At 62.2% G+C, this 12,973-nt stretch carries 15 protein-coding genes; 7 read left to right on the forward strand and 8 right to left on the reverse strand.

Translation table 11 applies throughout. The features are described from left to right. Positions 1-36: 36 nt before the first annotated feature. The 3 genes from ISP15_RS03680 to ISP15_RS03690 all read right to left on the reverse strand — a co-directional run bounded on the left by ISP15_RS03680 (position 37) and on the right by ISP15_RS03690 (position 1,692). Entirely contained in the window at positions 37-282 is a 246-nt protein-coding gene (locus tag ISP15_RS03680; protein WP_404545206.1) for a P-loop NTPase family protein, read from the reverse strand. 6 nt (positions 283-288) lie between these two features. After that, a complete protein-coding gene (locus ISP15_RS03685; protein ID WP_404545207.1) occupies positions 289-633 on the reverse strand; it encodes a MutS-related protein in 345 nt (114 codons plus the stop codon). Between the two features lie 183 nt (positions 634-816). Then, a complete protein-coding gene (locus tag ISP15_RS03690) occupies positions 817-1,692 on the reverse strand; it encodes a hypothetical protein (RefSeq protein ID WP_404545209.1) in 876 nt (291 codons plus the stop codon). A 365-nt stretch (positions 1,693-2,057) separates the two neighbouring features. On the opposite strand from ISP15_RS03690, the gene ISP15_RS03695 reads away from it, so the two are divergent. From ISP15_RS03695 to tilS, 3 genes are all read left to right on the forward strand, one after another. After that, on the forward strand, positions 2,058-3,014 hold the full coding sequence (locus ISP15_RS03695; protein ID WP_404545212.1) for an acetyl-CoA carboxylase carboxyltransferase subunit alpha: 957 nt from the start codon (positions 2,058-2,060) through the stop codon (positions 3,012-3,014). 89 nt (positions 3,015-3,103) lie between these two features. After that, positions 3,104-3,862, forward strand: coding sequence for an NYN domain-containing protein (locus tag ISP15_RS03700; RefSeq protein WP_404545213.1), 759 nt, complete (start codon positions 3,104-3,106; stop codon positions 3,860-3,862). Next, complete coding sequence (gene tilS, locus ISP15_RS03705) at positions 3,855-5,168, forward strand: tRNA lysidine(34) synthetase TilS (protein ID WP_404545216.1); 1,314 nt, start codon at positions 3,855-3,857, stop codon at positions 5,166-5,168. The genes ISP15_RS03700 and tilS overlap by 8 nt, the downstream gene beginning before the upstream one ends. A gap of 13 nt (positions 5,169-5,181) precedes the next feature. Here tilS and ISP15_RS03710 read toward each other — a convergent pair whose 3' ends face one another. After that, entirely contained in the window at positions 5,182-6,474 is a 1,293-nt protein-coding gene (locus ISP15_RS03710) for an MFS transporter (protein ID WP_404545219.1), read from the reverse strand. A 206-nt stretch (positions 6,475-6,680) separates the two neighbouring features. Here ISP15_RS03710 and ISP15_RS03715 point away from each other — a divergent pair, with 206 nt between their 5' ends. After that, positions 6,681-6,938 carry an exodeoxyribonuclease VII small subunit gene (locus ISP15_RS03715; RefSeq protein WP_404545222.1) on the forward strand — a complete coding sequence of 86 codons (258 nt, stop codon included), beginning with the start codon at positions 6,681-6,683 and terminating at the stop codon, positions 6,936-6,938. Next, positions 6,922-7,806: a polyprenyl synthetase family protein gene (locus ISP15_RS03720; RefSeq protein ID WP_404545224.1), complete on the forward strand. Its 885-nt coding sequence runs from the start codon at positions 6,922-6,924 to the stop codon at positions 7,804-7,806. Before ISP15_RS03715 ends, ISP15_RS03720 begins: the two co-directional genes overlap by 17 nt. Positions 7,807-7,867: 61 nt before the next feature. Here the strand turns inward: ISP15_RS03720 and ISP15_RS03725 are convergent, their stop codons facing one another. Both ISP15_RS03725 and pmbA read right to left on the reverse strand, forming a co-directional pair. Further along, positions 7,868-8,239 (reverse strand): DUF4870 domain-containing protein, encoded by a 372-nt coding sequence (locus tag ISP15_RS03725; protein ID WP_404545226.1) that lies wholly within the window; start codon positions 8,237-8,239, stop codon positions 7,868-7,870. 84 nt (positions 8,240-8,323) lie between these two features. After that, a complete protein-coding gene (pmbA, locus tag ISP15_RS03730; protein ID WP_404545228.1) occupies positions 8,324-9,691 on the reverse strand; it encodes a metalloprotease PmbA in 1,368 nt (455 codons plus the stop codon). 100 nt (positions 9,692-9,791) lie between these two features. On the opposite strand from pmbA, the gene ISP15_RS03735 reads away from it, so the two are divergent. Both ISP15_RS03735 and yjgA read left to right on the forward strand, forming a co-directional pair. Next, the gene (locus tag ISP15_RS03735; RefSeq protein WP_404545231.1) at positions 9,792-10,031 is read left to right on the forward strand and encodes a DUF1653 domain-containing protein; all 240 of its coding nucleotides are present in this window, start codon (positions 9,792-9,794) and stop codon (positions 10,029-10,031) included. 11 nt (positions 10,032-10,042) lie between these two features. Continuing rightward, positions 10,043-10,588: a ribosome biogenesis factor YjgA gene (yjgA, locus tag ISP15_RS03740; RefSeq protein ID WP_404545232.1), complete on the forward strand. Its 546-nt coding sequence runs from the start codon at positions 10,043-10,045 to the stop codon at positions 10,586-10,588. On the opposite strand, the gene ISP15_RS03745 is transcribed toward yjgA, so the two are convergent. Together ISP15_RS03745 and tldD are read right to left on the reverse strand one after the other, a co-directional pair. Next, positions 10,585-11,055 (reverse strand): Rossmann-fold NAD(P)-binding domain-containing protein, encoded by a 471-nt coding sequence (locus ISP15_RS03745; protein WP_404545234.1) that lies wholly within the window; start codon positions 11,053-11,055, stop codon positions 10,585-10,587. The two genes, yjgA and ISP15_RS03745, sit on opposite strands and share 4 nt — an antisense overlap. Positions 11,056-11,498: 443 nt before the next feature. After that, on the reverse strand, positions 11,499-12,938 hold the full coding sequence (tldD, locus tag ISP15_RS03750; protein WP_404545236.1) for a metalloprotease TldD: 1,440 nt from the start codon (positions 12,936-12,938) through the stop codon (positions 11,499-11,501). Between the last annotated feature and the right edge of the window lie 35 nt (positions 12,939-12,973).

Here is a 12,973-nt window from a genome sequence, read left to right on the forward strand (position 1 = left end):
GCTCGTTGCCAAAAAGCTCAAACGAAAACTTGGTGATCATGCATTTGCCGAGCCCTCAATAGCCGGGCTGCCCCGCCCTGCGTAGTACATCGCATTCGCGACGACTTCCCCTGGAAACCCTATTCTTTCAAGCAACCGTATGGCGTTACGCGCGGTTGCGGAGCCAGGCTTCAGCACGTAATCGAAATAGCCATCCATATCGGGATTTTCCTGGAAATGATAGAGCGCGCACCTGTCGCCAAGATAATCCTGCAATTCAACATCGTGCGTGGTAGCCAGCACTATCGCCTATTCACCAAGCGATTCCAGGACAGCGCGCGCTATCGCGATACGCTCCACTGTATTGGTACCGCTGAAGGGCTCGTCAATGGCCAGCATCTTGATGCCGCCATATGCGCGCTCACGGATAAATCCGTCGATTGTTTCAATTTCAGCGAAATAATGACTCTTGCCGGATTTGACGGAGTGCGCGCCATGGATCGATGCCATGACCGTCGAGCGAGGCACGGTGGCGGCTGTCGCCAGGCAGAAACCTACGGTTTGAGCAAGGATTGCATTGCTCGCAAGCATCTTGATGAAGGTGGTCTTGCCGGCCATGTTCGAACCCGTAACGAGCGCAGAACGTTGCTCCATGCGAACCGAATTGGCGACGCCATTCGGAAGTAGCGGATGACACCCATCCACGATGGACAAAATCCGGGTGTCAACGAGCGTGGGCAGGCAATAGCGGGGATATTGTTGCAGGCAGGAAGCCAACGCGATGCTGGCATCGATTTCCCCAACGAGCTTATAGGTTGCAGCGAGCCTCGACCGTATTTAAAAGAAGCGCTCGATCGTGCCGACACTGATCATCAAATCGATCAAAAATGCGAAATTCAATACCGCAAAGGCCAAGGAAAAAGGCGGCACTTTGGAGAGGCCAAACCAGAACAGTGCCTTGCGAACGACAGCGCGTTGTGGCGCCTCATCCTGCAATTGGGTCAATTGAGGCAATGATGGATATAGGGCGTGCATTTTCGCCAATTCATCCGCCACATTCAGCAGCGTACCGCAGTGCTTCATCGCCTCGGACTCGCGATGCTCCCGGGACGCATCGCGGAATATCATGCCCACGTTGATAAATACGGCTACAAGCCACCACCACGGAGATAGTTTGGAGAACATGAGCAACGCGAGCGATGTCAGCGACAACAGGCTCCATGCCCTTATAAACGCACGGTTTGGAGACCGTTCCCTGCGCTCACCAAACAGGATATCCGCCAGATCGGCGTTACTCTCGTCACTGAGTTTTGAAAGCGGCAATTGAAGTGCTTCGCGCAATACTTCGTTGCTGGCCATCTGCATGTAGATGGCATAGCGCTGCGCCAGCACTTCTGAATCGGCCACGTACTCCCTGAGTCTAGAGAATAGAACCTGACTTCCAACCGGCGTTACGGTGTTGTCCATTCGGCAGAATATTTCTTGAAATTCGAGATCCCGCCATGTTTTGTCGTCCACCCATCCGTGGAAAGACGCACCGTGCGCAAAATCGAAGTACCGGCTCGCCATGAAACCGTTTTTGTCGCTTGGAGCGCCCCAGCGAATGCGAAGCTTCCTTAGCAATTTTCGTTTCGGCGACAGGCAATCGAGCAGAAAGCTCCAATAGGCCTTTGCAACCGCCAGGATGGACCCGCCATTTGTTAATACAGACATAGAATCGTCGACATTTCGCTCGTGCTTGAGCGGGATTCACTATTTGGACCTGGTATGGCTACCTGCATGCCCGCCGTGCACTAGCGCCGTCAACAGCGATGAACAAGACAATGCAGCAAAAGCAGGATGTTGAGGCTGGTAACGGCCGGCCTGCGGTTTTCGCGGCTGGCAGCTGGAAGATGCGCCAATCCGGCGGGATCGGCTAACCGGCCTTCGACGTTTTTGAATGTCAGCGATGGCCACATCCGACTTGGCAACAGCCCCCACGCGGAGCTTTCCCCGTCGCGCACGCCCCATACGGCCCCGTTCCCGTGCCTTTGGCGGCCCCAGTATACTGAGCCGCTCTGTGCCACCCCAAGACCGGAATGAATCCCAATTTCCTCGACTTCGAACAGCCGATTGCCGATCTGGAAGCCAAGATCGAGGAACTGCGCTATGCCAGCAACGGGCAGGCGGTCAATATCGACGACGAAATCCGTCGCCTGCGGGAAAAGCTGAAGCTCAAGACCGCCGATATCTTCCGCAACCTGGATTCGTGGCAAACCACCCAGCTTTCGCGCCATCCCGCCCGGCCCTATACCCTCGACTACATCAGCGTGATGTGCGAGGAATTCCACGAACTGGCCGGTGACCGCGCCTACGCGGACGACAGCGCCATCGTCGGTGGCCTGGGCCGCATCAATGGCCGCTCGGTGGTGATCATTGGCCATCAGAAGGCCCGCGATACCAAGGGCAAGCTCAAGCGCAATTTCGGCATGCCGCGTCCGGAGGGCTACCGCAAGGCACTGCGCCTGATGAAGATGGCCGAACGTTTCAAATTGCCCCTGTTCACCTTCATCGACACCATGGGTGCCTACCCTGGCATCGGTGCCGAGGAACGCGGCCAGAGCGAAGCGATCGCGCGCAACCTGCTGGAAATGGCCGAGCTGAAAACGCCGATCATCTGCACCGTGATCGGCGAAGGCGGGTCCGGCGGCGCGCTGGCCATCGGCGTCGGCGACCGGACGCTGATGTTGCAATATTCCACCTATTCGGTCATCACCCCGGAAGGTTGCGCATCCATTCTGTGGAAGAGCGGCGAAAAGACCAAGGATGCCGCCGAGGCGCTGGGCATGACCGCGCCGCGCCTGCTGGAACTGGGCCTGATCGACAAGATGGTGCGCGAGCCACTGGGTGGCGCGCACCGCAACCCGCATTCCATGGCGATCCGCCTGAAGGCCGTGCTGCTGAACCAGCTCGACGAATTGGAGGCCTTGCCCATCGCCGAACTGCTGGAACAGCGGTATCGCCGCCTGCGCGGCTACGGCGCCTACCAGGAATAAGGCAACGCCCCTCGCTCCCGCCGGGAGCGCAAGTGCCTCGTATTACTGCTTGCGCGTTACCATCATGTCCACTTTCCAAGGACATGCCCATGGCCAACGATCAAGCCATCAAACTCGCCGTGCTGATCGACGCCGACAACGCCCAGCCGGCGATCGCCGAGGGCCTGCTGGCCGAGGTAGCCAAATACGGCACCGCGCACGTGAAGCGTGCCTATGGCGACTGGACCAGCAATCACCTCAAAGGCTGGAAAGATCAGCTGCTGACGCAATCGATCCAACCCATCCAGCAGTTCGGCTACACCAGCGGCAAGAACGCTACCGATTCGGCCATGATCATCGATGCGATGGATCTGCTGTATTCGGGCCGCTTCGACGGTTTCTGCATCGTCTCCAGCGACAGCGATTTCACGCGATTGGCGGCGCGCATCCGCGAATCGGGATTGATCGTCTATGGCTTCGGCGAGCGCAAGACGCCGGAGCCGTTTGTCGCCGCCTGCGACAAATTCATCTACAACGAAATCCTGGGCGCGAAACCGGATGAAGAGCAGCCGCTGAAACCGCGCACCACCGCACAGCTCAAGCAGGACAGCGGCCTGATCAACCTGCTGCGCAACGCTATCGATGCCGCCTCCGACGATGACGATGACGGCTGGGCCGGACTGGGCGGCGTCGGTTCCATCGTCACCAAGCAGCGTCCGAATTTCGATTCGCGCAGCTACGGCTACGGCAAGCTGAGTGAACTGATCGATGCGATCAAGCTGTTCGAGCTGGATCGCCGCAGCCCTGGCGACGGCCGCCCCAAGGCGATCTACGTGCGCAACAAAAAGAAACCGGCAGTTCGTGAATAGCAGCGCGCGTTTACGCGAAACCCTGCAACAGGCCCTGCACGCGCAACCGCAGGGGACGCTTTGCGTGGGCTACAGCGGCGGCCCGGACTCTACCGCGCTCCTGCATGCCCTTGCCAGTTTGCCCGAAGCGCGCGCGCGCGGGCTGCGCGCCATGCACGTGGACCACCAATTGCATCCGCAAAGCGCTCACTGGGCAGCCCATTGCCAGGCGTTCTGCGCAATGCTCGAGCTTGCCTGCGATGTCCACACGGCCAACATCGACCGGCTCGGCGGCATCGGTCTTGAAGCCGCGGCCCGGCACGGGCGTTACGCGGTATTCGCCGATCAGCTGGGTCCGGGGGAACGCCTGGTATTAGGCCACCACCAGGACGACCAAGTGGAAACCGTATTGTTGAAACTGCTGCGTGGCGCAGGACCGGAAGGACTCGGCGGCATGCGCGAACAGCGTCCGCTCGGCCAGGGCGTGGCGTGGCGGCCGCTGCTGGCGTTGCCTCGCCAAGTACTACGCGACTACGTCGATGCGCATGCACTATCCAGCATTCACGATCCTTCCAACCACGATACGAGGCTTGCACGCAATTACCTGCGCCATGAGATCGTGCCGCGGCTGAAAGCGCATTGGCCGCAGGTTGCGATATCGATCACGCACAGCGCCAAACTGAGCCGTGCCGCTGCCGATACCTTGCAACAGGAATGGCTGCCCGCATTGGAAACCCTGCGCGACAACGGCACCAACAGCCTGGACGCACGAGGCTGGCTGGCGTTGCCGCCAGCAGTGCGCGAGCCGTTGCTGGCGCACTGGTTGCACGCGCAGGGCTTGCCTGCGCCGACCACTTCGCAACGGCAGCAGATCGAGCGGCAATGCATGGCACAGCACGGCCAATTGCCATGCATTCGATGGCCCGGGGCGGAACTGCATGTATGGAAATACCGGCTATGGGCCATGGCACCGCGCAAGCAGCCCGCGACGCTCGCCGAACTATCCTGGCACGGCGAGCCGCTGGAACTGCCGGGCGGCGGCGCGCTGACCCTCGAACCTGCTGCGCGGCTTCCGATTGCCTTGACGGTACGCTGGCGACGCGGCGGCGAACGGATCAAGCCGGCTGGGGACCGGCACACTCGCGAGCTTCGTTCGCTGTTCCAGGCCGGAACGATTCCTCCATGGCAACGCGACGCCTGCCCGCTGTTGTATGAAGGAGACACGCTGATCGCCGTGGCCGACCGCTGGTTGAATGCACGCGCCGAAGCGATCTTTCACGAAGCTGGAGTCCGGCCGCATTGGCGACCCGGTTCCTCTCCCACCTGAAAGTTGGAGCGCATCACGATTTTTGCCTGGCTTCGCCATCCAAGCGCTGCGGCGCGGCCACGGCAGCGCCCGCAACGCGGCGATTGACGATAGCCATCAACACGAACGACACCAGCGTGGTGCACACCAGCACATCGCCCAGTACCTCGAAGTGCAGCAGCCTGCCATTGTCGACCTGTGCCACGACCATGCCGCCCAGCATCGCGGCAAAGCCGCCCGACATTTGCTGCAAGGAGGAACTGATCGACATGTAGGCACCGCGATCAGCCGGCCTGGGCAAGGCCGACATCAACGCCGACGAAGAAATCATGCGCGAAAAAATGCCAATCTGCAGCAGCGCACTCACCGTAATCAGCGTCCACAGCGGCACATTGGACAGGCGGGTATAGACCAGCACCATCACGATGGTCGCCGCACAGCCAAAGGCGAACACGCGGAACTTGCCGAATGCATCGCTGGCCCGTCCGATCAACGGCCCCATGATGGCCGAGACCAACCCGGTTATCAGATACACCAGCGTCAATTGCTCCACTGGAATACCGACGTTGTGCACGATGAACAACGTGGAATACGGCATCAGCATGAAGCCGCCCATGGTCAACAGCGCGGTGGTGGCAAATCCCACCAGGTACGGGCGCGTGGTCAACGTGTGCACCAGATGATGCAGCGGGCTTTTATCCGGACGCAGGGCCAAGTGCGCAGTGACCGGGCGCAGGCGGCCCAGGATCGCGCCGCCGATCACCGTGCATACCGCCACGATCATGAAAAACGGCGCGTTCCAGCCCCAGCGATTGGATAACGCCAGACTCAACGGCAAGCCCAGCACCGTGCTGGCCGCGAACGCCGACTGGATGAAACCCATCACACGCCCGCGCATCGACAACGGGAACAAGTCGGTAACGATGGCCATCGATGCGGCACCCACCACGCCCGCGAACATGCCCGTCACCATGCGCGCCAGCAGCAACATGGTGTAGCTGTGCGCCAGCGCGCAGAGCAAGGTACCGATCATGAAGCCCGCATAGAAGACCAGCAGCAGCTTCTTGCGGTCGAAGCGATCGGCAAATCCCGCGGCGAGAATGCCGGAAATCCCGGCGCTGAAGGCATAGGCCGAGACCACCAGGCCGAATTGCTCAGGGCTGATCTTCAAAGCTGGAACGACCATGGCACCGAGCGGGGCCAGCAGCATGAAGTCCAGCACGATCGTGAACTGCAAGAAAGCCAGCGCCGCCACCACGAATTTCTGGTAGCCGGAAAAGCGCATGCCGTCCAGCTTGGCGGTATGCAGCGACGGGGTATCGGTCACAAATAGCTCCTTGGCAATCGTTGCCGGGTATCGCAGGGAACAGCAGCATCGCAAGATATAACTTAGATATATCTAAATCAAGCGCTTTCGCGAAAACCTGCGCGCCCGTGCCACGCACATAACTTACGCCAGCAACTGCTTGCCGCGTCATATTGGCCGGCCTCGACGATTGATTCCCACCTTGCGCTGCGTTAGCGTTGCCGGCCATGGCCAAGCCCACTTCCGCCCCTGCCGAAACCGTACCGGTTGCCGACTTCGAGCATTCGCTCGACGAACTCGAACAGTTGGTCGCGCGCATGGAAGGGGGCGACATGAGCCTGGAAGATTCGCTCAGCGCGTTCGAGCGCGGCATCGGCCTCTACCGCCACTGCCAGCAAGCGCTCGACCAGGCCGAGTTGCGCGTGCGCCTTCTGCTCGATCCCGATGCTCCTGATACCGCCGAACCATTTGAACCCCAGAGCTGAGTTGGGCGTGGCCCTGCGGGCCTTGATCGCGCGCGCCGAACAAGCACTTGCCGACGCGCTACCGCCGGAAGATCAAGCTCCCGTCGATTTGCATCGTGCCATGCGCTATGCCGCGCTGGGCGGCGGCAAGCGCCTGCGTCCGCTGCTCACCTATGCCGCCGGCCATGCGCTGGGCTACGAAGGAGCCGAACTGGACGCACCGGCCTGCGCGGTGGAGCTGATCCATGCCTATTCGTTAGTGCACGACGACCTGCCGGCCATGGATGACGATGCCATGCGTCGCGGGCGTCCCACTTGCCACATCGTGTTCGGCGAAGCGATGGCGATCCTCGCCGGCGATGCGCTGCAGGCACTGGCCTTCGAAATCCTCGCCCGCGGCAACACTGCGCGCGGCATGGCCATGCTCGCTACGCTCGGTCACGCTTGCGGTGCCGAAGGCATGGCGGGCGGCCAGGCGCTCGACCTGACCGCGACCGGGCGCTCGCTGAGTTTGCGCGAGCTGGAACATATGCACGCCTGCAAGACCGGCGCGCTGATCCGCGCGGCGGTGCGACTCGGAGCGCTCACCGCCCATGCAGATACTCCGGCGCTGCAGGTGTTGGACGAATACGCCGCCGCGGTGGGCCTGGCCTTCCAGGTGCGCGACGACATTCTCGATGTTGAAGGCGCATCGGACGTCATCGGCAAAACCGCCGGCAAGGATGCCGCCGCCGGCAAACCGACCTTCCCCTCCGTCATCGGCCTGGATGCCTCGCGTGCGCGCCTGGCCGAGCTCACCGAAGCCGCACTCGATGCCATTGCGCCGTTCGGCGAACGCGGCGCATGGCTGGAAGAACTTGCTCACTTCGCCGCGCATCGCGTCCGCTGAGGCGGCAACAAAGCCCGCGAACAACGCGGGCTTTTCATAGCGCTGACAGCAAGCGTATCGCTCAGCTCACCAGGCGCAACGTGAATGGGTAGCGGTAGTGACCATCGGAACTTACCCGCACTGCCGCAACGATACAGAACACCAAGTCCACCACCCACAACACCGCCATCAGGAAGAAACCGATCAGGATGATCTGCAGAACCCAGCAGATGATCCATGCGATCAGGATCGTGAGCTGGAAATTGAGCGCCTCCTTCGCCTCGCCCGCCAGGTAGGTTTTGTCGGTCCTGTCCTTGTGGATCAACCACACGATCAACGGCACGATAACGCCGAGAACGATGCCGGAAAGATGCGTGATCATCGCCAGGTTGCGGTCGTTGGACGACACGATCGGTTCGCTTGGCGGCGTGAATGGACCGGACGGTATGCTCATAAAGCCTTCCCTCCTCGCATGGCAATGCCTTGCGCGCACTGTTCGCGCGCCGCGCATCGCTGTCAAGTGCCACTCGAAGCGGGGTTACTCGCCTGCGATCGTCATGCGATCCAGCAGGATCGAACCGGTCAGCAGATGTGAACGCTTGTCCACGTCACTGCCGACGGCGACGATGCCGGCAAGCATGTCGCGCAGATTGGCCGCGATGGTGATTTCTTCCACCGGATAGGCAATCTCCCCCTTGTCCACCCAGAAACCTGAGGCACCGCGCGAATAGTCGCCCGTGATGGTATTCACGCCCTGCCCCATCACTTCGGTGACCAGCAGGCCGGTGCCCAGGCGCTGGAGCATGCCGCGGAAATCCTCTGTCGCACCATCGACGCTGCCCGGTTCGACCACCAGGTTATGGATGCCGCCTGCGTTGCCGGTTGAAACCAGCCCAAGCTTGCGCGCGGAATAGCTGCCTAGGACATAACGCGCGAGCACGCCGCTTTCGATCAAGGCGCTATCGCGCGTGGCGACGCCTTCCGCGTCGAAGGCGCCCGAGCCCTGCCCGCGCATCAAATGGGGCCGTTCCACGATGGTGAGCCATGAAGGCATGACCTGCTTGCCGGCATGGTCGAGCAAAAAGCTGGCGCGCCGATACAGCGCGCCGCCGCTCACCGCTCCGATCAAATGGCCGATCAGGCCACGCGCCACTTCCGGCGCAAACAGCACCGGTGATTGCCGGGTCGACAGGCGACGCGCACCCATGCGCGCCAGCGTGCGTTCCGCAGCCTTGTCGCCGAGCATTTGTGCGCTGATGAAATCGTCCGCGCTGCGTGCGGTGTCATACCAGTAATCACGTTGCATGCCGGCTTCGTCGCCAGCGATCAGCGACAGCGACAATGAATGCCGCGTGCCACGCTCGCGTCCCACGAAACCGTGCGAATTGGCGTAGACGGACACGCTTTCGCCCATTTGCACGCTGGCGCCATCGGACTGGGAAATACCCGCATGCGCACGCCCGGCCGCTTCGATGTCCTGGCCCAGCGCGATTGCATCCGCCGTATCGATGGCCCATGGATGCCACAGGTCGAGATCCGGAAACTGGGTTGCCATGCGCGTGGCGTCAGCCAAGCCGGCGGCCGGATCCTCCTCGGTGTAACGGGCGATGGCGCAGGCCTGCTCCAGTGTGGCCTGGATCGAATCGGCATGCAGGTCCGCGGTGCTGGCCGAGCCCTTGCGCCGGCCAAAATATACGGTGAGGCCGAAGCCGCGATCACGTGTATGTTCGACCGTCTCCACCTCGCCCAGGCGCACGTTGACGTTGAGGCCCGTGTCGATGCTGGCCGATACCTCGGCCTGGCTGGCGCCTGCCGCACGGGCACGCCGGATCACGTCTTCGGCCAGCTGGGCCAGGCGGTCGAGTTCGCGCCGGCTGGCGTCCTGGCTGATCGCAACGTCACTCACGTGGGTTTCCTGCGGGGCTAATGGATACAATAGGCACACATGGGGCCGCCCCGACCCATTGCCAATGCTCGAATCCAGAAGGTTGCCACAGGAGCGGCCCATGTCCATAGCCACCGGCATTTATCGTCACTACAAAGGCCAGAGTTACCGTGTGCTCGGCACCGCCCGGCACAGCGAGACCATGGAACCACTGGTGGTATACCAGGCGCTGTATGGCGATTACGGTCTATGGGTGCGGCCCGCCGCCATGTTCGCCGAAACAGTCGAGCTGAATGGCGAGCCGATCCCGCGCTTCACGCTGGTCGAGCCCGCGCCCGGCGAAGCCGGCACTGGTCATTAACGGAAATTATCGTGAACCGCACGTACACCGACGAACCCGATCACGACTACGGCCCCACCCGCACGCAGCAACGCCGCGATGCGCTGGCCGTGCTGGCGTTCGCCACGCAATTGTGCGAGTTGCCGCCAAGCAAGCTCGCACGCGCTGGCCTGCCTGAAGATGTGCTGCGCGAGATCGAACAACTGCGCCGCATCACTTCGCACATCGCGCGCAAGCGGCAGCTTGGGTTCCTGGCCAAGGTCATGCGCCGCCACGATGACGATGCCTTCGAGGCGGCGCGCACGCTGCTCGGCGAGAACCGCGACCAGCAACGCAAGGAAACCGCGGCCATGCACCGGCTCGAAGCATGGCGCGAGCGATTGCTTGATCACGACGACGCCGTGCAGGCATTGATCGAGCAGTACCCGTCCATCGATCGCCAGCATTTGCGTTCACTGGTACGGCAGGCGCGCGCAGAGCGCGATGCGAACAAGGCCCCCCGCGCCTATCGCGAGATTTTCCAGCTCTTGAAACAGGTTTCCACCAACCCGGACGAGGACACCTCATCCATGCCTTAAGGGCGTCGCGCCCACGGTTCGACCACGCCGATGACCTGGCATGCATCGCCTGCTTGAATGGCATGGCGAACGCCCTGGACGATCTCGTCGTGATCGAGCCAGCGCGAATCCGGTCCCTCACATACGAAGCCAAGCACGAGCTGGTGATAGGACAGGGCCGGCATCGCGTCGTAAGCCATCCGCTGCTGCGCTAACGAAGCATTCGGGCTGGCCGACGCGCTGCCGAGTACATGGAAAAAATCCAACGGCTGGCCGTAAGCCGCCAACTGCGCAGCCAGGCGCAGCGCGATGGATGCGTCGTGAATCCATGCAAGCACCAGATCCGGCACGCCGGCTTCATCGATTCGCGCTTGAAGGGCCTGGCTGAATGCATGCCCGGCCCGGTAATCAACAGCCAGGGCAGCCACCTGCGTGGAAGATGCAAGACGCTCCTGCAACGATTGCAAGGAAGCGCTCGTGCGAGCCATCTGGGGATGCTCTGATCAATGCTACGCAGGTGGCATGATGTCCAGAAGGCTTGCAGGGTGTGTTGCGCGGCGCCGGGAAGACTGGCTGTCTTGCCAAGCCGCGCGGCGCAGCCTGCAAGCCTTCTGGACATCACCCCATCATTTTAAATTCAATACGTTGGGGCCGTGGCTGTCTGTCCGCATGCCTTCGGCCCGCCGTCTCGACAGACAGCCAGTCTGCCTTCGCCGACGGCCCTGTGGCCTGCGAACAGACAGCCACGGTGACACCTGCGTAGCATTGATCAGAGCATCCCTAGGTCGAGGCATCCGCTTGCGCGGCGATGGCGAGGGAAGCCTCGGCGAGCATGCCCGTCCCGCCAATGACCAACGCATGCCGCCAATGCATGGCGGGCGGGCCCGGCGGAGTCACGCCGCCAGATGACTCGATGCGTTCGCGCCACGCATCACGACGCGGTACCGCCTACCGTCATGCTGTCCACCCGCAGGGTCGGCTGGCCGACGCCCACCGGCACGCTCTGTCCGTCCTTGCCGCAGACGCCGATACCCTCGTCGAGGGCGAGATCGTTGCCGATCATCGATACCCGCGTCAGCACGTCCGGGCCGCTGCCGACCAGCGTGGCGCCCTTTACCGGCGCGGTGATCCTGCCATCCTCGATCAGGTAAGCCTCGCTGGCCGAGAACACGAATTTGCCATTGGTGATATCGACCTGGCCGCCGCCGAAATTCACGGCATACAGGCCCTTCTTCACCGAGCGGATGATTTCCTGCGGATCGTTCTGGCCGGCCAGCATGTAGGTGTTGGTCATGCGTGGCATGGGCAATTGCGCAAACGATTCGCGGCGGCCATTGCCGGTAGGCGCCATGCCCATCAGGCGAGCGTTGAGCTTGTCCTGCATGTAACCTTTGAGGATGCCGTCCTCGATCAGGGTGGTGCATTCGGTGGGCGTGCCTTCGTCGTCCACGCTGAGCGAGCCGCGGCGTCCCGCCAAGGTGCCGTCGTCGACCACGGTGACACCCGGCGCGGCAACGCGCTGGCCCATGCGACCGGCGAACGCGGAACTGCCCTTGCGGTTGAAATCGCCTTCCAGGCCGTGGCCGATCGCTTCATGCAGCAGCACGCCGGGCCAGCCTGGTCCAAGTACCACCGTCATCGTGCCTGCTGGCGCATCGACCGCATCGAGGTTGACCAGCGCCTGGCGCACGGCCTCATCGGCAAATGCCAGCGCGCGGCCGTTCTCCAGCAATTGGCGATATCCGTAACGGCCGCCGCCGCCCGCATAGCCCTGCTCGCGGCGGCCGTTCTGTTCGGCGATCACTTGCACGCTCAAGCGCACCAGCGGGCGCACATCCGCGGCCAGCGTACCGTCGGAGCCAGCCACCAGCACGGTATCGAGCGTGGCGTTCAAGCTGACGATGACCTGCTTGACGCGCGGATCGCGCGCGCGCGCATAGGCATCCACTTCGCGCAACACAGCGATCTTGTCGGGGTTGGGCAGGCTGTCCACCGGATCGATCGCCGGGTACAGCGGTTCGACTCCATGCAGCGCCAGCGGCTTGCCGGCGCCGTTGCCGCCCTGCGCAATGGCGCGGGCGGCCTTGGAAGCTTCCAGCAGCTGCGGCAGCACGATCTCATCGGAATAGGCAAAACCGGTCTTCTCGCCGCTGATCGCACGTACTCCCACGCCCTGCTCGATGGAATGGCTACCGTCCTTGACGATGCCCTCTTCCAGCACCCAGGACTCGCTACGCGAATGCTGGAAGTAGAGATCGGCCGCGTCGATGGACGGCCCCATCAGCTGGGTAAATATGCGATCGAGGTCGCCGGTGGCGAGCCCGCCGGGGGTGAGCAGGCGGCTCTCGGCCTGGGCGATGACTGAATTCATGAGGATAACCAGCTGGAATGGATCGATGGAGACCC

It is taken from the genome of Dyella jejuensis (genome assembly GCF_044904675.1).
Taxonomy (GTDB): domain Bacteria; phylum Pseudomonadota; class Gammaproteobacteria; order Xanthomonadales; family Rhodanobacteraceae; genus Dyella_B; species Dyella_B jejuensis.